This window comes from Martinezella dioscoreae, assembly GCF_009176305.1.
GTDB classification, from domain to species: domain Bacteria; phylum Pseudomonadota; class Alphaproteobacteria; order Rhizobiales; family Rhizobiaceae; genus Rhizobium; species Rhizobium dioscoreae.
On sequence record NZ_BLAJ01000003.1, the window covers coordinates 308521 to 333612 of the forward strand.

The 25092-nt window shown below is 59.8% G+C and carries 32 protein-coding genes; 15 read left to right on the forward strand and 17 right to left on the reverse strand.

Annotated elements, in window-relative coordinates:
• Positions 1-72 precede the first annotated feature (72 nt).
• Positions 73-462, reverse strand: a complete 390-nt coding sequence (locus GDN47_RS13305; RefSeq protein WP_069616056.1) for a DUF930 domain-containing protein — start codon at positions 460-462, stop codon at positions 73-75.
• Positions 425-763 carry a hypothetical protein gene (locus tag GDN47_RS32010; RefSeq protein WP_145651002.1) on the reverse strand — a complete coding sequence of 113 codons (339 nt, stop codon included), beginning with the start codon at positions 761-763 and terminating at the stop codon, positions 425-427. Before GDN47_RS32010 ends, GDN47_RS13305 begins: the two co-directional genes overlap by 38 nt.
• Between GDN47_RS32010 and GDN47_RS13310 the strand changes: the two genes are divergently transcribed.
• On the forward strand, positions 750-2843 hold the full coding sequence (locus GDN47_RS13310) for a S9 family peptidase (RefSeq protein ID WP_152093539.1): 2094 nt from the start codon (positions 750-752) through the stop codon (positions 2841-2843). The two genes, GDN47_RS32010 and GDN47_RS13310, sit on opposite strands and share 14 nt — an antisense overlap.
• Positions 2844-2864: 21 nt before the next feature.
• Positions 2865-3386, forward strand: a complete 522-nt coding sequence (locus tag GDN47_RS13315) for a DUF1697 domain-containing protein (protein ID WP_152093540.1) — start codon at positions 2865-2867, stop codon at positions 3384-3386.
• Here GDN47_RS13315 and GDN47_RS13320 read toward each other — a convergent pair.
• Together GDN47_RS13320 and GDN47_RS13325 are read right to left on the reverse strand one after the other, a co-directional pair.
• On the reverse strand, positions 3383-3694 hold the full coding sequence (locus tag GDN47_RS13320) for a type II toxin-antitoxin system RelE/ParE family toxin (protein WP_113330778.1): 312 nt from the start codon (positions 3692-3694) through the stop codon (positions 3383-3385). The two genes, GDN47_RS13315 and GDN47_RS13320, sit on opposite strands and share 4 nt — an antisense overlap.
• A gap of 2 nt (positions 3695-3696) precedes the next feature.
• Positions 3697-3957 carry a type II toxin-antitoxin system ParD family antitoxin gene (locus tag GDN47_RS13325; protein ID WP_095434277.1) on the reverse strand — a complete coding sequence of 87 codons (261 nt, stop codon included), beginning with the start codon at positions 3955-3957 and terminating at the stop codon, positions 3697-3699.
• Between the two features lie 95 nt (positions 3958-4052).
• Here GDN47_RS13325 and GDN47_RS13330 point away from each other — a divergent pair, with 95 nt between their 5' ends.
• Both GDN47_RS13330 and GDN47_RS13335 read left to right on the forward strand, forming a co-directional pair.
• Positions 4053-5558 carry a protein adenylyltransferase SelO gene (locus tag GDN47_RS13330; RefSeq protein WP_152093541.1) on the forward strand — a complete coding sequence of 502 codons (1506 nt, stop codon included), beginning with the start codon at positions 4053-4055 and terminating at the stop codon, positions 5556-5558.
• A gap of 70 nt (positions 5559-5628) precedes the next feature.
• Positions 5629-6162, forward strand: coding sequence for a hypothetical protein (locus GDN47_RS13335; protein ID WP_233789914.1), 534 nt, complete (start codon positions 5629-5631; stop codon positions 6160-6162).
• Between the two features lie 83 nt (positions 6163-6245).
• On the opposite strand, the gene bla is transcribed toward GDN47_RS13335, so the two are convergent.
• The 3 genes from bla to dmeR all read right to left on the reverse strand — a co-directional run bounded on the left by bla (position 6246) and on the right by dmeR (position 8638).
• On the reverse strand, positions 6246-7247 hold the full coding sequence (gene bla / locus GDN47_RS13340; RefSeq protein ID WP_152093542.1) for a class A beta-lactamase: 1002 nt from the start codon (positions 7245-7247) through the stop codon (positions 6246-6248).
• An 85-nt stretch (positions 7248-7332) separates the two neighbouring features.
• Complete coding sequence (gene dmeF, locus GDN47_RS13345; RefSeq protein WP_113330774.1) at positions 7333-8334, reverse strand: CDF family Co(II)/Ni(II) efflux transporter DmeF; 1002 nt, start codon at positions 8332-8334, stop codon at positions 7333-7335.
• Between the two features lie 31 nt (positions 8335-8365).
• Entirely contained in the window at positions 8366-8638 is a 273-nt protein-coding gene (gene dmeR / locus GDN47_RS13350) for a Ni(II)/Co(II)-sensing transcriptional repressor DmeR (protein WP_113330773.1), read from the reverse strand.
• Positions 8639-8830: 192 nt separating this feature from the next.
• Here dmeR and GDN47_RS13355 point away from each other — a divergent pair, with 192 nt between their 5' ends.
• On the forward strand, positions 8831-9244 hold the full coding sequence (locus GDN47_RS13355) for a MerR family transcriptional regulator (RefSeq protein ID WP_015339186.1): 414 nt from the start codon (positions 8831-8833) through the stop codon (positions 9242-9244).
• 198 nt (positions 9245-9442) lie between these two features.
• Positions 9443-9931: a GNAT family N-acetyltransferase gene (locus GDN47_RS13360; protein ID WP_069616046.1), complete on the forward strand. Its 489-nt coding sequence runs from the start codon at positions 9443-9445 to the stop codon at positions 9929-9931.
• A gap of 98 nt (positions 9932-10029) precedes the next feature.
• On the opposite strand, the gene GDN47_RS13365 is transcribed toward GDN47_RS13360, so the two are convergent.
• A complete protein-coding gene (locus GDN47_RS13365; RefSeq protein ID WP_233789954.1) occupies positions 10030-10599 on the reverse strand; it encodes a cysteine peptidase family C39 domain-containing protein in 570 nt (189 codons plus the stop codon).
• Positions 10600-10755: 156 nt separating this feature from the next.
• On the opposite strand from GDN47_RS13365, the gene GDN47_RS13370 reads away from it, so the two are divergent.
• The gene (locus GDN47_RS13370; RefSeq protein ID WP_113330769.1) at positions 10756-11535 is read left to right on the forward strand and encodes a class I SAM-dependent methyltransferase; all 780 of its coding nucleotides are present in this window, start codon (positions 10756-10758) and stop codon (positions 11533-11535) included.
• Positions 11536-11544: 9 nt separating this feature from the next.
• Here GDN47_RS13370 and GDN47_RS13375 read toward each other — a convergent pair whose 3' ends face one another.
• The 3 genes from GDN47_RS13375 to GDN47_RS13385 form a co-directional block, all read right to left on the reverse strand.
• Positions 11545-12459, reverse strand: coding sequence for a cytochrome c (locus tag GDN47_RS13375; RefSeq protein ID WP_113330768.1), 915 nt, complete (start codon positions 12457-12459; stop codon positions 11545-11547).
• Between the two features lie 86 nt (positions 12460-12545).
• Positions 12546-12989: a c-type cytochrome gene (locus tag GDN47_RS13380; RefSeq protein ID WP_113330767.1), complete on the reverse strand. Its 444-nt coding sequence runs from the start codon at positions 12987-12989 to the stop codon at positions 12546-12548.
• Between the two features lie 164 nt (positions 12990-13153).
• Positions 13154-13789, reverse strand: a complete 636-nt coding sequence (locus GDN47_RS13385; RefSeq protein ID WP_113330766.1) for a LysE family translocator — start codon at positions 13787-13789, stop codon at positions 13154-13156.
• Positions 13790-13917: 128 nt separating this feature from the next.
• Between GDN47_RS13385 and GDN47_RS13390 the strand changes: the two genes are divergently transcribed.
• Positions 13918-14619 carry a helix-turn-helix transcriptional regulator gene (locus GDN47_RS13390; protein ID WP_113330765.1) on the forward strand — a complete coding sequence of 234 codons (702 nt, stop codon included), beginning with the start codon at positions 13918-13920 and terminating at the stop codon, positions 14617-14619.
• A gap of 34 nt (positions 14620-14653) precedes the next feature.
• Here the strand turns inward: GDN47_RS13390 and GDN47_RS13395 are convergent, their stop codons facing one another.
• Complete coding sequence (locus tag GDN47_RS13395; protein WP_152093544.1) at positions 14654-15436, reverse strand: SDR family NAD(P)-dependent oxidoreductase; 783 nt, start codon at positions 15434-15436, stop codon at positions 14654-14656.
• 161 nt (positions 15437-15597) lie between these two features.
• Here GDN47_RS13395 and GDN47_RS13400 point away from each other — a divergent pair, with 161 nt between their 5' ends.
• On the forward strand, positions 15598-16494 hold the full coding sequence (locus GDN47_RS13400; RefSeq protein ID WP_152093545.1) for an AraC family transcriptional regulator: 897 nt from the start codon (positions 15598-15600) through the stop codon (positions 16492-16494).
• 30 nt (positions 16495-16524) lie between these two features.
• Here GDN47_RS13400 and GDN47_RS13405 read toward each other — a convergent pair whose 3' ends face one another.
• The 3 genes from GDN47_RS13405 to GDN47_RS13415 all read right to left on the reverse strand — a co-directional run bounded on the left by GDN47_RS13405 (position 16525) and on the right by GDN47_RS13415 (position 18690).
• The gene (locus GDN47_RS13405) at positions 16525-17031 is read right to left on the reverse strand and encodes an anthrone oxygenase family protein (RefSeq protein WP_152093546.1); all 507 of its coding nucleotides are present in this window, start codon (positions 17029-17031) and stop codon (positions 16525-16527) included.
• A gap of 82 nt (positions 17032-17113) precedes the next feature.
• Positions 17114-17962, reverse strand: a complete 849-nt coding sequence (locus GDN47_RS13410; protein ID WP_152093547.1) for a metallophosphoesterase — start codon at positions 17960-17962, stop codon at positions 17114-17116.
• 125 nt (positions 17963-18087) lie between these two features.
• On the reverse strand, positions 18088-18690 hold the full coding sequence (locus GDN47_RS13415; protein ID WP_015339177.1) for a superoxide dismutase: 603 nt from the start codon (positions 18688-18690) through the stop codon (positions 18088-18090).
• A 265-nt stretch (positions 18691-18955) separates the two neighbouring features.
• Here GDN47_RS13415 and GDN47_RS13420 point away from each other — a divergent pair, with 265 nt between their 5' ends.
• On the forward strand, positions 18956-19612 hold the full coding sequence (locus GDN47_RS13420) for an aspartate/glutamate racemase family protein (RefSeq protein WP_233789916.1): 657 nt from the start codon (positions 18956-18958) through the stop codon (positions 19610-19612).
• A gap of 4 nt (positions 19613-19616) precedes the next feature.
• On the opposite strand, the gene GDN47_RS13425 is transcribed toward GDN47_RS13420, so the two are convergent.
• The gene (locus tag GDN47_RS13425) at positions 19617-19961 is read right to left on the reverse strand and encodes a nuclear transport factor 2 family protein (protein WP_113390341.1); all 345 of its coding nucleotides are present in this window, start codon (positions 19959-19961) and stop codon (positions 19617-19619) included.
• Positions 19962-20140: 179 nt separating this feature from the next.
• Between GDN47_RS13425 and GDN47_RS13430 the strand changes: the two genes are divergently transcribed.
• The 4 genes from GDN47_RS13430 (at position 20141) to GDN47_RS13445 (ending at position 23648) form a co-directional block, all read left to right on the forward strand.
• Complete coding sequence (locus GDN47_RS13430; protein WP_152093871.1) at positions 20141-20956, forward strand: helix-turn-helix domain-containing protein; 816 nt, start codon at positions 20141-20143, stop codon at positions 20954-20956.
• A gap of 106 nt (positions 20957-21062) precedes the next feature.
• The gene (locus tag GDN47_RS13435; RefSeq protein ID WP_152093548.1) at positions 21063-21749 is read left to right on the forward strand and encodes a YbhB/YbcL family Raf kinase inhibitor-like protein; all 687 of its coding nucleotides are present in this window, start codon (positions 21063-21065) and stop codon (positions 21747-21749) included.
• Positions 21746-22975 (forward strand): MFS transporter, encoded by a 1230-nt coding sequence (locus GDN47_RS13440; protein WP_152093549.1) that lies wholly within the window; start codon positions 21746-21748, stop codon positions 22973-22975. Before GDN47_RS13435 ends, GDN47_RS13440 begins: the two co-directional genes overlap by 4 nt.
• Positions 22976-23108: 133 nt before the next feature.
• Entirely contained in the window at positions 23109-23648 is a 540-nt protein-coding gene (locus GDN47_RS13445; RefSeq protein ID WP_113353992.1) for a GNAT family N-acetyltransferase, read from the forward strand.
• A gap of 14 nt (positions 23649-23662) precedes the next feature.
• Here the strand turns inward: GDN47_RS13445 and GDN47_RS13450 are convergent, their stop codons facing one another.
• A complete protein-coding gene (locus tag GDN47_RS13450; RefSeq protein ID WP_113353991.1) occupies positions 23663-24274 on the reverse strand; it encodes a TetR/AcrR family transcriptional regulator in 612 nt (203 codons plus the stop codon).
• A 116-nt stretch (positions 24275-24390) separates the two neighbouring features.
• Between GDN47_RS13450 and GDN47_RS13455 the strand changes: the two genes are divergently transcribed.
• Complete coding sequence (locus GDN47_RS13455) at positions 24391-25074, forward strand: glutathione S-transferase N-terminal domain-containing protein (protein ID WP_113353990.1); 684 nt, start codon at positions 24391-24393, stop codon at positions 25072-25074.
• Positions 25075-25092: the final 18 nt, after the last annotated feature.

Consider the following 25092-nt stretch of genomic DNA (forward strand, 5'->3'; position numbering starts at 1 on the left):
AATTACCTCAGGATGGAGCGTGGCCGCCATGAAGCGATCTCCGGGGCGGCCCCTCGTGCTTCATCCGGGCGCTCAATCGTAAAGATAATGCTCCTGCCAAGCGTCGCGCGGCACCTTGTCACCGATCTGATAGCTCAGATCGCGGACATGAATATGCTGCGGCCCGGTCACACAAGTATAGGAGAGGTGATACCAGTCACCCTTACTGCGAAAGACCGCACCGGGGGCATTCATGGCATCCGGCTTCATATCCGGATCGCCGAATGTGTAGGCAATCACCTTGTCCGGTTTGAACCCCGTCTTGTCCGTACCGATCCGCTTCATGGCCTCTGCATCGCATGCCTGCTCCATTCGCTCCGACGGATCGAGCTTCTCCAACTGCTTCTTGATAGCCGCATCGACGGCGAAGGCGGAGGTGGCGACGCTAACCAATGGAATCAGGATGGCGAAGAGTTTCAGCATGAAGACCGGTCCCTTGCATTGTTTTGGATTTGAGTGCGTTCGCTCCATCAGAGAAGGCTTTGACCGCCTTCATGTCGACGCACTGTATGCCGACTTCGATAAAGAATGTGGTCTCATCAAGGCAGCGCCGCGATGCGGTCTCCCGCAGGCTGCCTGTTCGAGCAAAACTAATATCGGCTGCTTGCATGAAGCTGGAGGAGCGGACTTGCCGCTTGAACCTCACCTCGCTGCCCTCTATTTCTCTCTTCACTTCACATCCGACTTTCACTCCAGAGAAAGCGCCCCTCGTGTCAGTTTTCAAGAATCTTCCCACCCCGCCCGCCGCTGCGAAAAAACCGTTTACGGATACACGCCACGGCATTACCCGCACCGACGATTATGCGTGGCTGCGGGCCGACAACTGGCAGGCCATGTTCAAGGACTCGTCGATCCTGGCGCCGGAAATCCGGTCGCATCTGGAAGCCGAGAACACTTACATGAACGCCGCGATGGCGGACACGAAGGAGTTGCAGAAGGTCCTCTTCGGCGAGATGAAGGGCCGTATCAAGGAAGACGACAGCTCGATACCGATGAAGGATGGTCCCTATGCTTACGGCACACTTTTCGTTACCGGCGGCGAACAGCCCCATTTCTTCCGCGAGCCGCGCAACGGCGGGGAACGCAAGCTGCTGCTGAATGGCGACAAGGAGAATGAGGGGAAATCCTATTTCCGTCTTTCTGGCCTCGATCACTCCTCCGATCACAGCCATGGCATCTGGGGCTATGACGACAAAGGCTCGGAGTATTTCACCCTGAAGATCCGCAATTTCGAGACCGGCGAGGATCTTGCCGACGTGATCGAGAACACCGGCGGCGACGCCGTCTGGGCGCCTGACGGCAAGAGCTTCTTCTACACACTGCAGGACGAGAACCATCGCCCTTCGAAGATCTTCCATCACATCATCGGCACGCCGCAGTCCGACGACCGGCTCGTCTATGAGGAGGAGGATCCGGGCTTCTTTATGGGCGTCGGCGGCTCGCTGTTGGACGACTACATCTTCATCGACATTCACGATCACGAGACCAGCGAATATCGTATCATCCCGACCTCGGATCTCACCGCCGAGCCCAAGATCGTGGCCGAGCGCGAAACCGAGATCGAATATGAGATCAGCGAAGGTGGCGACGTTTTCTACATTCTCACCAATGACGGCGGCGCCAAGGATTTCAAGATCATGGAAGCGCCGGCGGAGAACCCAGGCAAGGAAAACTGGCGCGAGGTCGTGCCCCACAAGCCAGGCACCTTGATCCTCAGCCATCTCGCCTATGCCCGCCATCTCCTCTGGCTGGAGCGCAAGGACGGCCTGCCGCGCATCATCATCCGCGATCGTCGTACCGGCGAGGAGCATGCGATCGCCTTCGAAGAAGAGGCCTATGCGCTCGGCCTGCAAGGTGCGGCGGAATACGACACGGATGTCATCCGCTTCTCCTATTCCTCGATGACGACGCCGAGCCAGCTTTACGACTACAACATGGTGACGCGCGAGCGCACGCTGCTGAAGACACAGGAAGTTCCTTCCGGCCACAATCCGGAAGACTATGTGACGCGCCGCGTCTTCGCGCCGGCCTGGGACGGCGAGACGGTACCGGTGACGCTGCTTTATCGCAAGGACACGCCGCTGGACGGCTCCGCCCCCTGCCTGCTCTATGGCTACGGCGCCTATGGCGTCACCATCCCGGCCGGCTTCAACACCAATTGCCTGTCGCTTGCCGATCGCGGCTTCGTCTACGCCATTGCCCATATCCGCGGCGGCAAGGATAAGGGCTTCGCCTGGTACGAAGACGGCAAGATGGAAAAGAAGACCAATACCTTCAAGGACTTCATCGCAGCCGCCGACTATTTGAATCAGCAGAAGTTCACCTCTTACGCGAAGATCATTGCCGAGGGCGGATCGGCCGGCGGCATGCTGATGGGGGCCGTCGCCAACATGGCGCCGGAAAAATTCGCCGGCATCATCGCCGCCGTGCCCTTCGTCGACGTGCTCAACACTATGCTTGACGACACTCTGCCGCTGACGCCGCCGGAATGGCCGGAATGGGGCAATCCGATCGAGAGCAAGGAAGAGTACGAGCAGATCGCCGCCTACAGCCCCTATGACAATGTCGGCGAGAAGCCCTATCCGCCGATCCTCGCACTCGGTGGCCTCACCGACCCGCGCGTCACCTATTGGGAACCGGCCAAGTGGGTCGCCAAGCTGCGCGACAAGACGACGAGCGACGCGCCCATCCTGCTGAAGACTAACATGGATGCCGGCCATGGCGGCGCTTCCGGCCGCTTCCAGCGCCTGGAGGAAGTCGCGTTCGAATACGCCTTCGCCGTCAAAGTCGCCGAGAAGATGTAAGCCGGACGGCGAGAGGAAGCCATGACCGTTTTTGTTGCCCTGCTGCGTGCCGTCAATGTCGGTGGCACCGGCATGCTGTCCATGGCCGATCTCAAGGCACTGTGCGAAGAGATCGGCTTCAAGGATGTGCGCACTTACATCCAGAGCGGCAATGTGGTTTTCCGCGCCGAAGCGGATGAGGCAACGGTGCTGGCTCAACTTGAAAAGGCGCTGGCTACGAAGATGGGCAAGTCTCCCGGCGTAATCCTGCGCAGCCGCGAAGCTCTCGAAAGGGTCGCGGAACATTCGCCCTTTCCGCACGCCAAGCCGAACTATCTGCTGGTCACCTTCCTGCAGGAAGCGGCACCGGAGGATGCGCTGGAGAAACTCGTCGCACCCGGCGGCGAGGAAGTGCATATCGCCGGCAGGGAGATCTACGTGCATTATCCCGATGGCTCGGGACGCTCGAAGCTCAAGCTGCCGGCGCTGAAGGCGGGAACATCGAGAAATCTCAATACGGTGCGCAAGCTTGCGGAGATGGCGCGGGAGCTGGAGGAAGACTAGGGACGCGCCAACAGGGTCTCATAGTCTCTGCTTCCAAAGAAGACATTGGTGATCCAGACTGTATTTTCGACAATGGTGTAAAGGATGACGACGCTCTTTTCGAAAACCGCCATGCGAATGCCGGTACCTAGGTCGTCTCGAGCAACGCCTCCGAACGGTGCATCACCGATCTTTTCACAGCGCGCGTAGATACGACCAATATATCCCTCCGCTGTTCTGATATTCTGACTTAGCTCGAACACGTAAGCTGCGACGTCAAGCAGATTTTCCACGGCCTCCGGGCGGTACTCGACCGCATATCGCTCTATGTCTACCGACGCTTGTCAAAAAAAGCATCAAGGCGCTGTTTTACGTCGTGTCCGCTCAAGTTTGGCCGAGGGTCATCCAAAGATGCGGCAACCTTTTGTCTGATCGCTGCGATCCGCTGCTGATATTCCTCTTCTTCCCTTAGCCAGACTCGGACCGCCGCGCGTAACACCTCACTCGTAGAGGCATAGCTCCCCGCATCGACGCGCGCCTTGATCGCAGCTACCATTTCACTGGGGAGCGAAATGCTCAGTTTCTCGTTCATCGCAAAATCCTCTTATACGGTAGGATAAAGTAGGATGATTTCCTACCTGGAGCAAGCGCCTTGCGCTGCCTAACTGTCGCCCCTACCTTAGGAACATGAGCTCTCCTCTTCACGATGATACCGCCCTTCGGGCGCCGACGGTCGCCTTCGACAACAGCTACGCGCGCCTGCCGCCGCAGTTTTTCACGGATCAGGCGCCGACCCCGGTTGCCGCGCCACAGCTGATCAAGTTCAACGAGGTGCTGGCGCGAGAACTCGGGCTGGATGCCGAAGCGTTGAAACAAAATGCGGCTGCAATCTTTTCGGGCAACGAGCTGCTGTCGGGATCGCAGCCGATCGCCATGGCTTATGCCGGTCATCAGTTCGGCAATTTCGTGCCGCAGCTTGGCGATGGACGCGCGATCCTCCTCGGCGAGGTGAAGGATCGCAACGGCAGGCCCCGGGACATTCAGCTCAAGGGGTCGGGGCCTACGCCGTTTTCCCGCCGCGGCGACGGGCGCGCCGCACTCGGCCCGGTTCTGCGCGAATATATCGTCAGCGAGGCGATGCACGCGCTCGGCATTCCGACGACGCGGGCACTTGCGGCCGTGATCACCGGAGAACCTGTCTATCGCGAGGAGGTGCTGCCGGGTGCAGTGTTTACCCGCGTGGCGGCAAGCCATATTCGCGTCGGCACCTTCCAGTTCTTTGCGGCGCGGGGCGATACGGAAAGCGTGCGGACCCTGGCGGATTATGTCATTGCCCGGCACTATCCCGAGATCCGAGACCGCAAGAACCCTTATCTCGCACTGCTCGAAGCCGTGGCCGACCGGCAAGCTTCATTGATCGCGCGCTGGCTGCATGTCGGCTTCATCCACGGCGTGATGAACACCGACAATATGACCGTATCAGGCGAGACGATCGATTTCGGTCCCTGCGCCTTCATGGATGCCTATGATCCGGCGACTGTCTTCTCGTCCATCGACCGCAATGGCCGCTATGCCTATGCCAACCAGCCGGCGATCGGCCAATGGAATCTCGCGCGCCTCGGCGAGACTTTGATTCCGCTGATCGCCCCCTCCGTCGATGCGGCGATCGATTTGGCGAACACGGTCATCAAAGCCTATGGCGAACGCTTTCAGGCCTATTGGCTTGCCGGCATGCGCGCCAAGATCGGTCTTGCAAACGAGGAGGACGGCGATCTCGAGCTGATCCAGTCGCTTTTGGCGACGATGCAGCAGCAGGGCGCGGATTTCACCCTCGCCTTCCGCCGGCTTGCCGCACTCGCGGCAGACGGAGATGTGGCCGATTTCGCCGCTACGTTCAACGAGCCGCAATTAGCGGCATCTTGGCTCGAAAGCTGGCGCGAGCGGCTTGCTCGCGATCCGCAGACGCCGGCAGCGCGTGCGGCGGCGATGCGCAAGGTCAATCCCGCCTTCATTCCCCGCAATCACCGGATCGAGCAGGCCATCGAGGCTGCTGTGGAGGACGACGACTTTTCTCTATTCGAAGCATTGCTGAAGGTGCTCGCCACCCCATACGAGGATCAGCCAGGCTTTGCGCCCTATGCAGAACCACCATTGCCGACAGAACGGGTGCTTCAGACCTTTTGCGGCACCTGAGGACGCTTGAGCGCACAAGCCCCAGACAGGCTTGCAGAGTCATCGTCCCCACAACCTGTTGGGAGACATGATGATGAAAGTGCACAGCAGCACCCAAAACTATTTCAGTGCGCCGATCCGCAGCCAGCAGAGCGGCGACAGCGACGACAGCACGCCCTTCTCGCTGCCGGGCGACGGTGGCGGCGACCAGGACGATACGCAGGGGCCTTCCATTGCCTCCAGCGGCGTCCCCTCCTCCATTTCGTCCGGCCTCTGGCTCAGCCAGTTCGGTGATTCCTCGTCTTCGACATCGGCCTCCGCTGACGATCAGTCTGGCGCGAGTGCTTCCAGCAGCTCGGCATCGTCAAGCGGCCAATCCGATCAGGATATTCTCGACGAGTTTGCCAAATGGGCAAATATGACGCCGGCGCAAAAGATCCGCGCACAATATCTGGAAGCGCATGGCCTGACGGAAGATTCTTTCAAGTCCTTGCCGGCCGACCAACAGAAGGCGATCAACGACCAGATTGCCGATGAGATCAAACAGAAGCTCGGCGCCGGCAATGCTGATGGTGATAGCGATCAGGAAACGGACGGTGCGGCCTCGGCACTGGCGCTCGTCTGAGTCAATTGCCAAACCACTTGAAGACGATACGGAGCTGATTCACATCTCGCCCGTATCATCTTGTTTTTATTATCGATATCTCGCTATTGCCCTACCATATCGACGACGATCTTGCTGATCTCGGCAAACACTGCCTCCACATCCTTTGCAGGTGCGGTCGCCTCGGCAACAAATGTCGTGACCAGGATCGCACCCCGATCCGGCGGCCAGATAACAGCGATATCCGCATAGGAACCGTTATTGCCTGTACCGGTCTTATCGCCAACTTTCCACTCCTTCGGCAGACCGGCCCGCAGGCGATTGTTGCCCGTCGTGTTGGCGACCAGCCAGTTGACCAGCTGATCCCTCGATGTTTCCGACAGCGTATTGCCGAGGGTCAGAAGGCCGATCGAATCCAGCATCGCGTCCGGCGTCGTCGTATCGCGCGGGTCGTCCTTGACGGCCTGATTGACATCGGGCTCGTTGCGGTCGAGGCGGGTCTCGGTATCGCCCGTGGTGCGCAGCCATGAGGTCAACGCGGCAGGGCCGCCGAAGCTTTCGAGCAGAAGATTGCCGGCCGTATTATCGCTCAGCGTGATTGCGGCTGCGCAGAGCTCGGCAATGGTCATGCCATCGCCGTCGGCATGCTTTTCTGTTTCCGGCGAATAGGTGACGACCTTGTCCTTGCCATAGGTGACGCGCCGGTCGAGCTTTTCCGTGCCCTGATCGACGCGCGCCAGCACAAAGCCAACGGCAAGCGCCTTATAGGTGCTGCACAGGGGAAAATGCTCCTCCTCACGATGGCCGAGGGAAATATTGGTTTCGGTGTCAAGCACGGAGACGCCGAGACGACCACCGGTCTTCTGTTCCAGATCGGCCAGCTGCTTGTCGACATCGTCGGACAGTTGCGAATTGTCCTGCGCTGCGCTGTCGTCTTGCGGGCTCTGGCCGCCGGCGTCGGGCGTTGCCGGATTGTCCGTTGCGGGAGGCGTCTGCGCCGGCGTGCCGCTATCCTCAGCGAAAAGCCTATCGGGGCGGAGCGTCAGGACGGGAAGAAGCAGCGCCGAGCCAGCCATGAGGCGGCGGCGCGTGAGCAATGTGGGCATATGAGAGGCCTCCAGCGGAATCGGCAGGTCTTGGGCTATGCGAGGAATGTGGCAAGCCTCTGACCTGACCGATTGCTAACGGATTCTATGCCGCCTTGTCGACGGTAACTTCGACCGTCACGTGCGAGAGCTCGTGGATCTCGGCAAGCCGCGCCTTGTAGAAAGACGGATCGCGCAAGACGGGCGTTGCGACCGCGACGATGGCGGCATGATGCCCCGGGCCGACCTGCCATACGTGCAGATCCGTGATGCGATCCTCCTCCGTCTCGATCGCTTCGCGGATCTCCTCGGGCAGATCCTCGCCTTGCGGAATGAAATCGAGGAGAACGGCGCCGGAAGCGCGCAGCAGGCTCCATGCCCATTGCAGGATGACCAGGCCGCCGACGATGCCCATGACCGGATCGAGGAAGGTCCAGCCGAAACGGCTGCCGAGCAGCAGGGCAACAATGGCGAGAACCGAGGTCATCGCGTCGGCAATGACATGGACATAGACCGAGCGCAGATTGTTGTCCCTGCCACCTTTTTGGTCATGGTCGTGGTGGTGATGATCGTCGCCGTGCTCATGATGATGGTCATGATCGTGGGCATGGCCATGGCTGTGCCCGTGGCCGGCGTGGCCGTGGTGGTGATGGCTATGGTCGTCGCGCAGCAACCAGGCGCTGGCGAGATTGACGAGAAGACCAACTACCGCAATAGCAATTGCTTCGCGGAAATTGATTGCCACCGGATCGAGCAATCTCAGAATGCTCTCCCAGCCCATGATGAGCGCGATCAGCGCCAGCACGATGGCGCTGGCAAAGCCCGCGAGATCGCCGAACTTACCGGTGCCGAAGGTGAAGCGCGCATTGTGCGCATGCCGGCGCGCATAGAGATAGGCGAGCGCCGAGATCAGCATGGCGCTGACATGGGTCGACATATGCCAGCCGTCGGCGAGCAGTGCCATCGAGCCATAGATTGTGCCCGCGCCGATCTCGACCACCATCATGACGGCGGTCAGCGCGATGACGGCCCAGATGCGACGCTCGTTGCGCTGATGATCGGAGCCCAGAAAAACGTGGCTGTGGCCCATTTCGGAAGAAATACTCATGACATTAGTCTCTCTTTGAACGCTCGAATCGTCACCGCAGATAGGTCTTCAGCACGTCGGCAATCTCATCGACCGCCTGCCGGCGGCCCTCTTCACTTTCGGCATGCAGCACGTGCTCCTGCAGATGGTCTTCAAGAACCTCCCCGGTCAGCCCCGTCAGGGCACCGCGAATGGAGGCCAGCAGCTGCAAGATTTCCCCGCAGGGGCGCTCGGCCTCGAGCGCCCGCTCCACCGCTTCCATCTGTCCTTTGAGACGGCGGACGCGTGAGAGGAGCTTGGCTTGCTGACGAATGGTATGGGACATCGTGGCCTCGATTATAATATAGGGGGGTATACTATTTGTGACGATGAATGGGAAGCCATACTTAGTCGCGACGATCGGACGATGAGGTGACCAGCAGAGTATCCCATCCACCTGTACAGCTACCTAGCCTTGCAATTTCCATGAACGGGCCTCATATGTTGCTCTAGAGACTAGAGGTATTGGGGACTCTGAATGCTAACCATCGGCGATCTATCCAAGCGGACGGGCGTGAAAGTGCCGACAATCCGTTATTATGAGCAGATGGGCCTGATATCGGAGCCCGAGCGCAGCGAAGGCAATCAGCGGCGTTACTCCAAAGCCGATCTCGAGCGTCTCGCCTTTATCCGTCATGGCCGCGACCTCGGACTGACGATCGATGCCATCAAGGAGCTGATTTCGCTCAGCCAGCATCCGGACCGCCCCTGCGTCGGCGCCGACCGTATCGCCAAGGAACATCTGGATGACGTTCGCACCAAGATTGCGCGGCTGAAGAAGCTGGAGCACGAACTGGAGCGCATCGTCTCGCACTGCGATGGCCACAGCATCGAAGACTGCTATGTGATCCGTGCACTCTCCGACCACGGCCTGTGCGAACACGAGCATTGAGGCCCCATTGACAAACGCGCTGAACCGGATCATTGATGCGCCCATGATCACGCACGCGCTCCACAACTGCTCGTATTTTTGGCTGTACCTGTAACGGGCGGCCAAGACAGATCATATTGTCAACAAGCCGCCGTCAGGCGGCTTTGTTGTATCGGCAGCGTCCTGACGGCTCATTGAAAAACAAGGACGCAAAATGCCATGCTAGACGATAGCGACATCTCACTTCTCCGCCCGCCGGTTCTCACCATCCGCAACGCGCAGCCGCGTGACCTGCCTGAGCTCAATGACATGATCCGGCTGCTGGCCGCCCACCACGGCGATCCCTCCGGCACGACGCCGGAGCAGCTTGAGCGCGATCTCTTCGGCCCCGTGCCCTGGATCACGGCGCTTGTCGCCGAAGGCGAGCAAGGGCTGATCGGCTACGCCATCCTCGTGCCGCTCTACAAGGCGCAGGAAGGCCAGCGCGGCATGGACCTGCATCATCTCTTCGTGCGCGACGGCCATCGCGGCCATGGCGTTGGGCAGCATCTCGTCGACCGCGCCCGCGATATCGCCCGCAAGGCCGGCTGCAGCTACCTTTCGGTCGGCGCCGCAACAGGCAATTTCCAGGCCCACCGCTTCTACGAAAACATGGATTTCAAGCCGCGGCCGGTCACCGGCATGCGTTACCTGCAGGCTCTCGCCTGATGCCGGCCTTTAAGAGGATCGCCATCCGATATTGATTTTTAGAGTGTTTCTGGTTTTGCGCATTCCGGACGAAAAACCGATGCGTATTTGGAAATGCTTCAGTGATCGATGGCGATCCCGCGGCCTGCAAAGAACCTCTCGAACACCTCCAGCGGCATCTCCGCGTTCTCGCGCGTCGCATCGACGTGGCCGGAGGGATTGTGGAAGCGGATGCTATTTCCGTCGACGGCCGTCACCAGCACGAGATGGCCGCCCTTGGCCGGTGGCTCGGTCTCTGGCCAGCGAATCGAATGATGCACCGACGCGATGAAAAACTCCGACTGCATGAGGATATCGGCGATATCAGCAACGGAAATCCCGGTAACCACCCGGGCAGCCAGATTGAAGCGATCCCGCACGAAGGGAACGAACGGCGCGTAGATCAGCCCCTTGATCCTGCCATCCACCTCCTCGACATAGCCGCCATACTCCCTGCAACCCATGGCCAGATCCATGATCGGGATGATTTTGCCGGTGCGGGCCGCGAGCACCATTTTCAAGCATGCCATACCGCAAAGATTGCCGGCCCAGCGGGCATAATCCTCGACGGTGCTTGCGCCGGATGACGCCCAGAGCGGGTCCTTCAGCAAGGCCGATTGCGCGCCCTCGGCGACGACCGCCAACGTCATGTCAGGCGTTTCCCATTGGGTGAAATAAGGAACCTTCCGCGCCACCCTTGCGTCCACGACCACCCTCTCCCGTTGCCGAATCCCGTGGCTACAAGCTTGACCGGAAATGCGCTAGAAAAATGGCCGTCGACTTCGATCTGCAACTGGAGGTGCGCCTTGGAACAACGGTTCACATTTGACGGCGTCGCCAGCCTCTACAATACTTCCCGCCCGCTCTATCCCGATGCGCTTTTTGCCGATGTCATCGATTTTGCCGGGCTGGAAGCCAAGGATCAGGTCCTCGAAATCGGCTGCGGCACCGGACAGGCGACAGAGGGCTTTGCCCGCCACGGCCTCTCCATTCGCGCGCTTGATCCCGGCGCGGAACTGATTGCAGTTGCGCAGGAAAGATTGGCGGAATTTCCGCGAGTGCGATTCGAGCAAACCACCTTCGAAGCATGGCCGGGTAAGCCGGAGAGCTTCAGGCTGATATTCGCGGCACAATCCTTCCATTGGGTTTCGCCGGAACTGCGCTTCGCTGCGACGGCCGCCCTTCTCGCGCCGGAAGGAACACTCGCCGTCTTCGGCAATGTGCCGATGAAGCCGGAACCGCCACTATCCGACAAGTTCGTGGGGATCTACGCCCGCCATGTCCCGCAGCTTGCCGGCCCGCCCGTGGAGGCATGGTATCTGCCTGATGGCCCTTTTGCTCGGGAGCTGCCGCAGTCCGACCACTTCGAAGCTCCGGTGCACCACTCTTATTCCTGGAGCCGGTCGCACACGGCGCAGAGCTATACTGATCTTTTGCGCACGCTTTCAAGCTACCGGCTTTTGAGCGAGGATCGGAGAGAAGCGCTGCTTTTCGAACTTGCCGATGCCATCAACGCGCATGGCGGCGTATTCGAATTGCATTATGAAACCCATCTCTATCTCGCCAAGCGCTCGGGCGCGACCTGAACACCAGGCCTATTTCGCCGGCAGTGCCTTCAGGTAGGCCGCGATCGCCTCGCGGTCGGTTGCCGGCAGATGGGCGATGTTCTGCTGGACTTCGGCCATCGAGCCACCGGCGGAGTCGTAGTCCGGGGTGAAGCCGGTTTCAAGGTAGTTGGCGATGTCGCCGGCGCTCCAGCTGCCGATGGCCTTCGAGCCGGGCCTGATATCGGGGATCTGGCCCTTGCCTTCCGGATTGGGCGCACCCGCCAGCCATTGGCCGCTCACAAAGCCGCCGAGGCTATCGCGCGGCGTGTGGCATTCGCCGCAATGGCCTGGCCCTTCGACGAGATATTGCCCGCGCTTGACCTTCTCGTCGGCACTGGCGAGCACGATACGCGGCTGGTCGTTGAGATAGAGGAACTTCCAGCCGCCCAGCGCCAGCCGGATGTTGAAGGGAAAGGGCAGCTCATGCGGCGGAGCGACATTGTCGCTCTTCGGCAGCGTCTTCAGGAAGGCCCAGAGATCGTTGATGTCCTTGTCGCTCATGCGGGTATAGGAGCCGTAGGGAAAGGACGGGTAGAGGTGCTCGCCGTTTTTACCGACGCCGCGCTTCATGGCGTTGCCGAAATCGGCAAGCGTCCAGCTGCCGAGCCCGGCTTTCTCATCCGGCGAGATATTCGGCACATGGAAAGTACCGAAGGGGCTCGTCAGCGCGAGACCGCCTGAAAGCACCAGCTTGGCATCACCCTGCGCGCCCGGAGCCGCATGACAGCTCGTGCAGCCGCCTGCCCAGAAAACCATCTGACCGTTCTTGACGTCAGGATCACCGAGATTGGCCCAATGGCTCGCTGGCAAAGGCGATGGCGCGGTGATGACGTAAAATGCGCCGCCGCCGAGGATGATCACGCCGAAAAGGCAAAGCAACCATCGAATAAACCGCGCCATCACGCACCCCAAGCCTTAGCTCTAAAACCAAAAGGCTCCGCACCGGCAGAACCGGTGCGGATGCCAAGATCGATTTCTAGACCTACCGCTTAATCCTTCTTGATGCGATAGGCCTGATGACAGGCGCCACAGCTGGCGCCGAGGGTCTTCAGCGTCGCGCCAACGGCAGCCTTATCGGCAGGGAGTTGGGCGAGCGCTGTCTCGGCATCGGTCGAAAGCTTGGCGGCATGCGCCTTGAAGTCATCGAGATTGTCCCAGATCTTCGGATTGACCTCGGGATCGGTCTTGTCGCTCTGCGGGTTGAACTGATCCGGGAAGGCCTTGGCCGTTTCGGCGATCGTCGTCAGCGACGCCTTGACGATATCGGCGTCATAGGGCTTGTCCCCCTTGGCGATCGCGCCGAGAGCTCCGGTGGCGCCGCCGATCTTCTTCATCATCCCGATGCGGGAGTCATGCGTGCCGTCGGCTGCGACGACCGAACCTAGTGCGATGCCGGCCAAAGCCGTCGCCATCACAATCGCTTTCCACTTCATTTCGTTCTCCTACCTCTCGGGTGTTCAAGACCGCGCATGCGGCCCGGCGCATGATTACGGCGACATGTTTGCCGGTTTCCTTTCCGGCAATGAAGTCACAAAGTGGTGAGAGCTGAGTGAAATCAGTGTCATGCCATCGACATACACATTCGCGGCGGCAACCCTCACGCCAGTTTCAGGCCCTCCCAGACGGTAAATGCCGATACCGCGACCAAAAGCAGCCCTGCAGCGCGGCCCGCAAAGGCGGTTGCTCTGGGATTGGCGACCAGCAGCTCGCGGCTGCGCCCGGCAGTGATGGCAAGTCCGCCATAGACGGCAAATTGCGTTGCGATGGTCATGGCTCCCATGATGACGGCCTGTATCCACATCGGCCCGTAATCCGGCTTTAGGAATTGCGGATAGACGGCGAAGATGAAGAGATAGGCCTTGGGATTTATGAGGCAAGTCACCGCTCCCTGCCGGAAGGCTTTCCAGGCGGAGCGGCTGCCGACCGGCCCTTCATTGCCCACGGTGATGGAGCTGCGCATCAGCGTGTAGCCGATGAAGGCCATATAGGCGCCGCCAGCGATCAGCAGCGGATTGAAGAGAACGGGCACGAAATGCATCAGCAGGCCGATGCCGACGGCGCCGTTCAGCGAGTGCACCGCACCGCCGAGCATGATGCCGCCTGTCGCGGCAAGACCGCGATTGCTGCCGCCGGTCAGCGAATTGGCAAGCACGAACAGCATGTCCATGCCCGGCACGATGATGATCCCTAAGAGAAGGATGAAGAAGAGCCAGAGATTTTCTGCGTAACCCATGTCAGTTGCCTATCGCCCTCTCCAGAGAGACAGGAGAGGAAATGGTTGATTTTCAAGTCGATAGGCAGTCTTATAAAATGAACCAACTGACGGGGTGTTGTCAGTAGCCTTCTTCTTTGGGGCAAGAAATGCGCAAGGCATCGCGCCTGTTCGAGATCATCCAGATCCTGCGGCTGGCCAAGCGGCCGGTGACAGGGGCCGATATCGCCGCCCGGCTGGAGGTGACGGTCCGCTCGGTCTATCGCGATATCGCGGCACTTCAGGCGATGCGGGTGCCGATCGAGGGCGAGCGAGGCATCGGCTATATCCTGCGGCCCGGCTTCGACCTGCCGCCGCTGATGTTTTCGATCGAGGAAATGGAAGCGATCGTGCTGTCGCTGGCGCTTTTGGAGCGCACCGGTGATGCCGAGCTGAAGCAGGCGGCCAAGCGCGTCACCGCGAAAATTGCCGGCGCCGTGCCACCGCCGCTGCGCCAGACGCTCGATGCCAATGCGCTGCATGCCTGGGGCTTTGCCGCACCTTCCGCCTCGGCGATCGATCTCTCGCTGGTGCGCCGCGCCATTCGCGACGAGGAAAAGCTGGATCTTGCCTATCGCGACGAACTCGGCCGCGCCACGGAACGCATCATCCGGCCGATCGCCCTCATCTATTATTCGGAGACCGCCAACATCGTCGCCTGGTGCGAATTGCGCCAGGCCATCCGCAACTTCCGTAGCGATCGGATCGAAGGCTGCGAGGCGACGGGATTGTGGTTCAAGGGCGAAGGTGATGGTTTGAGGCAAATCTGGGTGAACGGCTGGCAGATAAACACCTCAACCGCTGCCGGCTGAGGTGCTGCAGATCCCACAGATCTAACATTGCGAATTAAAGGACCATGCCACCCGAGGCTTCGATGCGCTGCCCGTTGACCCAGCGATTGTCGTCCGACAGCAGCGAGGCGATCATCGGGCCGATATCGTCAGGCAGGCCTGCGCGGCCGAGTGCTGTCATGGAAGCGACCATCCTGTTGACCTCGGGATTGTCGCGGACCATGCCGCCGCTGAAATCGGTCTGGATCGCGCCCGGCGCCACCGTGTTGACCGTGATGCCGCGCGGGCCGAGCTCCTTGGCAAAATAGCGCGTCAGTACCTCGACCGCACCCTTCATCGCCGCATAGGCCGACGAGCCCGGATAGCTGACACGAGCAAGGCCGGAGGAAATATTGACGATACGGCCGCCGTCGTTGATGTGCGACAGCAGCTTCTGCGTCAGGAAGAAGACGCCCTTGAGATGGATGTTGTAGAGCTTGTCGAACTCGGCTTCCGTCGTTTCAGCGATGGAGGCATGATAGGACGTGCCGGCATTGTTGACGAGGAAATCGAAACGATCGCGCGCCCAGCCCTTCTGCAGCACGCGGCCAACTTCGGCAACGAAAGCGTCGAAGGATGCAACGTCGCCGGTGTCGAGCTGTAAGGCTACAGCCTTTTGACCGAGCGCTTCGATCTCGGCAATGGCGCTATCGGCTTCTGCCTTATTTGCGTTATAGGTCAGGATTGTATCGACACCGCGCTGGGCAAGATGAATGGCGCTATTGCGGCCGAGGCCGCGGCTGCCGCCGGTGATGATCGCAATCTTTGTCTTTGATTTATCGGTATTTTCGGTCGTCATTGCCGTTCTCCAGGGAATGTTTGGTGACCGGAATCTACGCCTGCGGAACCATTTCCCTGAATGCCGGAACTCGCGAATTTCTTGCCTATTCCTCCAACTGCCTTGTTCGCTGCTGCCCCGCTGCTATGATGCCGCAGTGGCACTTTCCCCGGAGACCACCAATGTCCTCAGCCCTTAAAGATGCGATCACACAATTTATCGAAGCCAATGACGGCGGCGACAATGGCGTCTTTCCCACGGGCATCGATGGCCTGCTGATCATGCGCTCGACCGAGCCGAAAATGCCGCATGCGATGATCTACCGACCGGCGCTCTGCGTCATTCTGCAGGGCGCGAAGCAATTGATGCTGAATGACAGAGTGATCTATTATGCCGAGATGCAGGCGCTCATCATCAGCATCGAGCTGCCTGCAGCCGGTAGAGTGGTCCAGGCGAGTGTCGAAAAACCCTATATGGCCATCTCCCTGGAATTCGATGTTGGCATGATGCGTGAGGTGATGGAACAGCTCGACAAGCCGCCGAAACCAGCAGGCGGCGCGCAGCTTGGCATCTTCGTCGAGAATCTCGGCAATGAGCTTGCCGATTGCCTGGTACGATTGACCCGACTGCTGTCGCACCCGAGCGCCATTCCAGTGCTCTATCCGGCGATCATGCGGGAAATCTGCTTTTGGCTGCTCACCGGCCCCAATGGCGGCGAGGTCTGCAAGCTGGTGCTGCCCGATGGCCAGACGCGGCGCATTGCGGACGCCATCCGCCTGTTGCGCGACAATTTCACGGAGCCGGTGCGCATCGAGCAGCTGGCCGCTGTCGCACGCATGAGCCCCTCTTCCTTCCACCAGCATTTCAAGACGCTGACCTCGATGACGCCGCTGCAATATCAGAAGCAGATGCGGCTGCTGGAAGCCCGCCGCCTGATGGTCGCCGGCCACGCCAATGTGGAGAGTGCTGCCTATCGCGTCGGCTACGAAAGTGCCTCGCAGTTCAGCCGCGAATATACCCGCATGTTCGGCACGCCGCCGAAAAGGGACGTGACCGAGATGCGGATGGCGGCGGAATAATAACAGGTCAACTCTCGGTTTTGCGCGCCGCTAAAGAGCAATCGCGGTCACCAACAGAATAAAAGCCAGTAATCCCAAGACCGCTCGCGCGGCATGCGACCATTCCCAGAGATCACGCAGCATGGTCCAGTCCGCCTCGGCATCAGCCTCGATCCGATGACCGCCGACTGGAACGTAGGAAAAGAAGCCTGTGCCCAACCCTTTCAGCTCGGCATCCTTGAGCCAGAAATTGTTTACGGGCTGTATCAGCAACCAAAAGACGGCATGCATGGCAGCCATGGCAGCAAAAGCCGCGGCAAACAGCCAGAACGCGATGATGTTGGCTGGCGTCAGGAACAGGAGAAGCAGAAGCAAAAGAGTGCCGATCGGCTCGGCAACGCCGCCGATCGTGAATCCGGGATAATAAATTCGCTGAACCGTCATATAGTCTTCTTTCGACAGTCGCATTTTACCCGGCAGCTCCAGCAGATGTGCCAGCGCCAGTGCCATGGCAACTGCCACGACCATGATTGTCAGAATTTGCAATACCGGAAACATCGGCTCCGCCTCACAGCAGCCTCAGTTCCTAAACTTTCAACGTTGCGGATCGTTCCCCCTGTCAAATCATCCAAGGGATTCATCAAGCGCCTGACAGCGCCAGCACCCGGCTATCCTCGCGTCCGAAGCCCATGACCTCCAGCCGATCATTGTAGACGGCGACGATCGCATAGGCGCTCGTATCTTCGGTATCGACCATGCCCTTAAAGTTGACGAAGTATGTGCCACCCGACACTCCGAAGTTGCCGGCGTGATTGTGGCCATTGAGGTAGGCGACGACATGCTCGTGCTCCGCCAGAAGCGCCAGCAAGCGGTCGCTGTTCAGGGCGTTATGGGCATTATCCGGGAAGATCGGATAGTGGTTCATGACTATGACCTTCTCGCCCGCCGCCTTTGCTTCCCTGAGCTTTGCAGCAAGCCAGTCATATTGTGTGTCGCCTATCGCTCCGTTCCATCGCTGGCCATTGAGCGCGCCGGTGCTCTCCAGCACCCGCATCATTTCCTTTGCCTCCTGCCGTCGAGGATCACCTTCCGGCGGGGCAAAGACGCTGATTTCATTGCCGTCGAGAGCAATGAAGCGATAGCCGGAATGGCCGAAATCATAATAGGCGGACGGCATGCCCACGCGTGCCGGCACCGTGCTGAGATGTTCCGATGCCACGGCGAAATCGTGATTGCCGAGGAGAAAGTGCTTGCGATGACGCAAGGCTTCGTAGACGGGCAGAATGGCGTCGAAGCTCTTCCATTCACGATCGATGATGTCACCGAGCGTGACGACGAAGGCGAGATCGTGCCGATTGAACTCCTCAATTGCATCCCGAAGCTTGTCGAGGCTCTTCGCCGGATAGCGATTGAGGGTGAGATTGGGCGCGAGATCGGCATATTGCGGATCGGCGATGACACCGAAGCGGAAAAGCGGCGCTGATGGCATTCAGCCTCCTGTGGCGATCTCCTGAGCCGTCATGCGGCACACAGATATATCAACAAGGCTGCTCATAAGAAAACACCCGACGCCAGGAAGACGCCGGGTGCGAAAGCCAGCCTATGCGGCGAACCTTACTTCGTAGCGGCTTCGTAGCGCTCCAGGACGTAGTCCCAGTTGATCAGGCTGTCGATGAAGGCTTCGAGGTACTTCGGACGCAGGTTGCGGTAATCGATGTAGTAGGAGTGTTCCCAGACGTCGACGCCGAGGATCGGGTCGGCGCCGTGGACGAGCGGATTTTCGCCGTTCGGGGTCTTGGAGATTTCGAGCTTGCCGTTCTTGACGGAAACCCATGCCCAGCCCGAGCCGAACTGAGTGGCGCCGGCAGCCGCAAAATCGGCCTTGAACTTGTCGTAGCCGCCGAGATCGGAGGCAAAAGCCGCTTCGAGCTTGCCCGGCAGTTTGTTGCCGCCGCCGCCCTTCTTCATCCACTTCCAGAAATGGATGTGGTTGTAGTGCTGGGCTGCATTGTTGAAGAGGCCTGCATTGGTGCCGAAGGACTTCTTCACGATTTCCTCGAGCGACAGATCGGCAAGACCTGCTTCCGCGGCGAGCTTGTTGCCGTTGTCGACATAAGCCTTGTGGTGCTTGTCGTGGTGATACTCAAGGGTTTCACGCGACATGAAGGGCGAAAGGGCGTCGTAATCATATGGAAGTTCAGGCAATTCGAAAGCCATGGTCATATCTCCTCTTGGCAAAAAATTGCGTCGGCAGGTGAACCGGAACATAGGAGCGGTCGCCTGGAAGGGCAACCGGCGACATGCCAAAAAAGTTGCACTCGGGAGTAAAAATTGCCCTATTTTTGAATTAGATATAGCATAGACTTAGAAATGAACCTTGCTGTATATGATGATGCCCGAATACGGGGCGAACTGCTGCACCGAAATGTCGACAAGGCAGGTTGCCGAGGCTAGGTTTGCGGATCTCATTCGGTGATGAGGAATGTCGGTGACGATCGCCTGTTTGCACACAGCCGAAAGCAACATCGCCGTCTATGAAACGGCGGCGAAGGCACTTGGATTGCCTGAGGGGATGCTGCGTCATCACATCCGCGCGGATCTTCTACTTGCCGCCGAAAAAGTGGGGCGCCTGACGGATGAGATCTCTGCCGAAACGGCGGCCCTCCTCTGGCATCTGGCAGAGGATGCCGATGCCGTCGTGCTCAATTGCTCGACACTCGGTCCGGCAGCATTGAAGGTCGCTGCCGGTGCCGAGGCACCGATCATCCGGGCTGATGCGATGCTGGCCGAGCAAGCGGTCAAGGCAGGCGGCAAGGTTATCGTGTTGTGCACCGTCGAAACGACCATCGCCCCGACGACCGCACTTTTCGAAACAGCGGCTAAGGCGACGGGTGCTGAAATCGAGGTTCGGCTGGTGCCGGGTGCATGGGCGCACTTCCGCGAGGGGGATCTCCGGGCCTATCTCACCTCGATTGCCGAGGCGGTGAAAGCGGTCAGCGGCGAAGGCGCTGTCACGATCGCTTTCGCTCAAGCCTCGATGACCGATGCTGTTTATCTTCTTCCGGCAAACTGCCCGAAACCTATGACCGGTCCGGCGGCCGCACTTGCCGCGGCAATGGCGAAGACCACGGATAGCTGAAGCGTTACAGGTTGCGCCCGAAATAGACGTTGACCTCAGCAATGCGGTCGCCGGCAAAGCGGATGAGCTCCACATTGCGAAAGCTGGCACCATCCATCTTCTCGGCGCGATAGCCGACGATCACGTCGTCACCATCCGCGACCAGATGTTCGATATGAATGTCGCGGAACACCTTCTCCTTCGGCCAGCAGTGCTCGAAATAGCGTTTTCGGTCGATGTGATCGTCGCGCGGGCTGGAAAAGGTGAAATCCTGGGTCAGCATCGGGTCGACGATATCGGGATGCTGAGCGACATAGGCTGCAAACAGCCGTTTGACCGTATCGCAACGGGCATTTTCGAGAGAGTTCATAATCTGCTTCCTCCTTTGCATCAGCGCAGCTTTTGATCCGCCAACCATTAACTGATTGCGTAACGCAATCAGTTTTATAATATCAGTCGGGCGAACCGACAAGGCGCTTTGCAGACTTGGCATTGCCGCCTGTGTGGTCCAAACTCTGCCGCACTCCCAATCAGCAGAAAGCCATCGCAGTGCCCGAGGCTCATCACTCCATGTTGGAAAAGCTGCGCCGCCTGGCGGCAAAGGACAATCGTCCGGCGGGCGAACCGACCGGCATCGGCAGCTATTCCACACTTTTCACCTTCGTCACGCGCGAACGCGAGCGCATTGCCGGCTCGGCCTTTTCACAGGTTTCAATCGTCGCCATCCTCGAAGGTTCCAAGGAAATCGTCAGCATGGGACGACAGCGACATTTTGCGGCCGGTACGGTGCTCGTGCTGCCGGCAGGCTGGAGCGGCGATGTCGTCAACGACCCCGATCCGCAGACAGGCTTCTATCGGGCAATCTTCATCACCTTCCCCGAGGAATTGACACGCCGTGCAGCAAAAGCCTTTCCGCCTGCGCAGCCCGTATCGCAGATAGACTTGCCGCTCGATCCGCTGCTGGCTGCCGCGATCAACCATGCCGGCGAAGGCATCGCCGGCGGCAATATGCCGATCCCGCTGATCGAGCACAGGCTTCTCGAAATCCTTATGGTGCTCGGCATGCGCGGTGCCCTGCCCGGTTCGCCGGAGACCACAGCCGAGGCGGTGCGGGCGCTGGTGCGCTGGCAGCCGGATCGAGCCTGGACAGCCGATCTCATCGCCGCCGAGCTCGGCACCAGCAACGCCACGCTGCGCCGCCGCCTGTCGCGCGAGGGCGCCTCCCTGCGAGAGGTGCTGGTAAGCGAGCGCGTGGCGCTGGCCACGACCCTTCTCGCCGAGGACGGGCTATCGCTGCGGGAAGCCGCGCTTGCGACAGGCTATCGCTCGCCCCGACGCTTTGCCGATCGACTTCGCAGCGCGTGAGCGTTTGCGACAGCATTTTGAGCGTTTGCGTGCGCCGACGCTCGGCACGAATTTGTTAGACCCTGCCCTCGAAGCTCACAGGAGCGAACCGCGAAAGGGCAACATCATGAAAACCATGCTCAACCTTCTGAACGCCACCGTCATCGCAGCAGTTGTCGCCACCCCGGCCCTATCGGCCGATCTCAAGGTGGCGTTTCCAAAGAGCAATGACCGGACGCTGCTGCCGGAAAACGCCTCCTGCATTTCGACATCTTCAGACAAGTCGGCACCCGGCCCCAACAAGAGCCTTGCCGTTTCCTGGTCGAAAGGGCCGAAGGGCACGCGATCCTATGCGTTGACGATGGTCGACCCTGACGTGCCCACCGATTTCTCGCTGTTCAACAAGGCGGACAAGACCATCCCGAAGGATTTCAAGCGGATGGAATTCGTTCACTGGGTGCTGGCCGATATTCCTGCGTCGCGCACCAGCCTTGCCGAAGGCGCGGACGGAAACGGTCCTTCAGCCAATGGCCTGCCGCTCGAACGCACGGCCTATGGACGCCGCGGCCAGAATGGTGCCGGCGGCGGCAATTTGAAGGATGGGCCGCATGGCGGTTATATGGGCGCCTGCCCACCCTGGAATGACGCGCGCATTCACAGCTATCACGTCACCGTCTATGCGCTCGATGTCGACCGACTGAACCTGCCGGATCTCTTCACCCGCGCCGATCTGCTTGCCGCCGCGAAAGGCCATATCCTCGCATCGGGCAGCAAGGAACTGTTTTACACATTGAATGCAAAGGCCGAGAAATGACCGAGACGAGATGGGATGCAGCAGCACCGGCCGAGCCGGAAACCACCCATTGGATGCGGAACCTGATCATCTGCCTCGTCGGCTCGTTCACGACGATCGTGGCGATGACGCTGCTGCTCCCCTTCCTGCCGCTCTATGTCGAGGAACTCGGCGTGAGCGACAAAGCCGCGATCGTGCAATGGTCCGGTATCGCCTATGGCGCCACCTTCTTTGCCGCCGCCTTCGTCGCGCCGCTCTGGGGACGGCTGGGCGATATATACGGCCGCAAGCTGATGCTGATCCGCGCCAGCCTCGGCATGACAGTCGCCATCTCGCTGATGGGCATGGCCGGCAATGTCTGGCAGCTGGTGGCGCTGCGCCTCTTCACCGGTCTTGCCGGCGGCTATGCCTCGGGTTCGATGGTGCTGGTGGCAGCGCAAACGCCGAAGCATCGCTCGGCATGGGCGCTGGGCACGCTATCTGCCGGCATCATGGCCGGCAATCTCGTCGGACCGCTGATTGGAGGCGCGCTGCCGCCTGTTATCGGCATTCGCGGCACCTTCCTGCTGGCCGGCGGCGTGATCTTCCTGACCTTCCTGGCGACGACCTTCCTGATCAAGGAGGAGAAGTCCACGGCACGGAAGAAGGCTGCGAAGGCCAGCGGCAGCTGGGCCTCCATTCCGGACAAACGCCCCGTCGTCGCCATGCTGTCGCTCGGCCTCTTGCTGATGCTCGCCAATATGTCGATCGAGCCGATCATCACAGTCTATGTCGCGCAGTTCGTCACAGACGTCAAAGTGACGATGGTCTCCGGCGTCGTCATGGCGGCCGCTGCGTTCGGCAGCATCCTGTCGTCCTCCTGGCTCGGCAAGCTCGCCGACCGCATCGGCTACTGGAGCGTCATCATGGCGGCGCTTGCTGTTGCGGCGCTGCTGCTGATACCGCAGGCTTTCGTGAGCTCGGCCTGGCAGTTGATCGGCCTGCGTTTCCTGATGGGCGTGGCGCTCGGCGGCCTTCTGCCCTGCATCACCGCCGTTATCCGGCATAATGTTCCCGATGCGGCGACGGGCAGCATTCTCGGGCTCTCCATCTCCTCGCAATATGTCGGCCAGGTGGCAGGCCCAGTCCTGGGCGGCTTCGTCGGCGGCCATATCGGCATGCGCGCCGTGTTCCTCGGAACCTGCGTGCTGCTGGCGATCGGCGCTGCCTATTGCTGGTGGGTCAGCCCGAAGAAGGAAGCGGAATAACTCAGCCGCTACCTGCAAACACGGGCATTGAAGATCAGAATTGCCGCGTGATCGTCGCGATCCCGCCCGAGCCAGATTGAGCTCAAATGTGCTTTTGCTATTCTCCCGTGATTGACAGTTGTGGAGATCCGCCATGGCGCTTCCAAGCTTCGAAACCGAGAGACTGATCCTTCTGCCTCGCGTCATGGCCGATCTTGACGATTGCATCGCCATGGATCGCGACCCAGAGGTAACGCGCTTCATTCCCGGCCCGTGGCACGATGCCGTGGCACATCGAACCTTCGTGAAAGGTCGGATCGAGGCGAGTTTCGGTGATGGTCTCGGATATTGGTCAATCCGCGCCAAAGAAAGGCCTAAGCAATTCCTCGGCTGGATATTGCTGATACCCGCCGACGCCGTCGGGCCTGATATCGAGATCGGATGGCGGCTGAACAGGCGTGCCTGGGGCAAGGGTTATGCGACGGAGGCGGCAAGGCCGGTTCTCGCCCATGCCTTCCAGACACTCGAACTCGATCGCGTGATTGCCGATATCGCCCCTGGAAATGCGGCGTCCGTCCGCGTTGCGCAAAAGCTCGGTCTGTCGCAGCCGCGCCAGACCACCTATCACGATGAGCCCTTTGCTTCGTACAGCGTGACGAGAGCCACCTTCGAGGCTGAGCTTACGAGGCAGTGACCCCATGCCTCGCGTCAAGGCCGACCGCAGATAAAATCGACCCCAGAACGCGCTATCGCCTCCAGCGTTTCGCGCTTATCGCCTGCACGCGCTCGAACGGCAAGCGAATGCATGACAGCGGATGCCAGCTTTGCGAGAGTTGCAGCATCCGCTTCAGCCGGAAGCTCGCCCCGCTCAACCGCAAGCTCCATGCGTTCCTTGATCGCATCGTCGAATTCATTCAAGCTGCGGCGCAATACCTCCCGTACTCGATCATGCTGAATAGCCTCCGCCGTGGCCGTGCTGATCAGGAAGCAGCCACGCGCCGCGGTCTCGCCATGCAGGTATATTTTCAGAGCCTCGGCATAGATGCGCGCGAGATTCTCCCGCAGCGTGAGGGCCGGGTTGAGCGCCTCAGACAATATATCGAGACTGTCCTCGCGATAACCTTCCAAGGTGTCAAGATAGAGGTCCTCCTTGTCCCCGAATGCTCCGTAGAGGCTCGGCCGATTGAGTTTCGTCGCAGCGCTCAAATTATCCAATGAGGCCGCCGAGAATCCTCTGTCCCAGAAAACCTCCCGTGCCTGCCCAATGACAGCTTTCGCGTCAAAAGCGCGTGGACGGCCCTGCTTCTTCTCGCTCTTCATATTTTATACTACTTCGCACAAAAATCTTGACCGGATGCATTTTATGCGAAATGGTACAAATATTCAATGGATGCCGACGCCATACCTCGCGCCTGCATCGAAAAGGAGAGAGACCCATGAAACTCTACATGCACGCCGCCGCTTGCTCTTTGTCGCCGCACATCGTTTGTCGGGAGTTGGGGCTGGATGTTGAACTGGTCGAAGTTGATCGAAAGACTCATCGGACGAGTTCGGGCGAGGACTACTTTGCCATCAACGGGAATGGCTACGTGCCGGCATTGATGCTCGATGATGGGAGAGTGCTGACCGAAGGTCCTGCCATTGTGCAATTCCTCGCGGAGTGTTCACCGGAGGGATCGCGCCTCCTGCCGGAGGCCGGAACCTATGCCAGAAGCCAGGTTCAATCCTATCTGAATTTCATCACTGCCGAACTTCACAAGCCAATGGCGATGCTCTTCAACGCCGCTTATGAAGGTGCTCATGCCGGCATTCATGAACTGGTATGCAAGCGACTTGATTGGCTAAACAGCCAGCTCGTCGGCCCCTATCTGACCGGTGACGATTTCACGGTCGCCGACGCCTATCTCTTCGTCTGCTTGAACTGGTCGCCGTGGATCAAGATCGACATCGCACGGAGGCCAGCGTTACAGGAATTCATGGCTCGCGTCAGCGCAAGACCGAGCGTCCGCCACGCGCTCCACGCCGAAGACCTTGAGGCTTTCGAGACTGATGGCGTTTTCTTCGCGCCGCGATCCTACCTTGCTTCGGCAGGTCGTGTAGGAACACCCGTGCGGCCATGAACGGCCGCACTCTTCTGC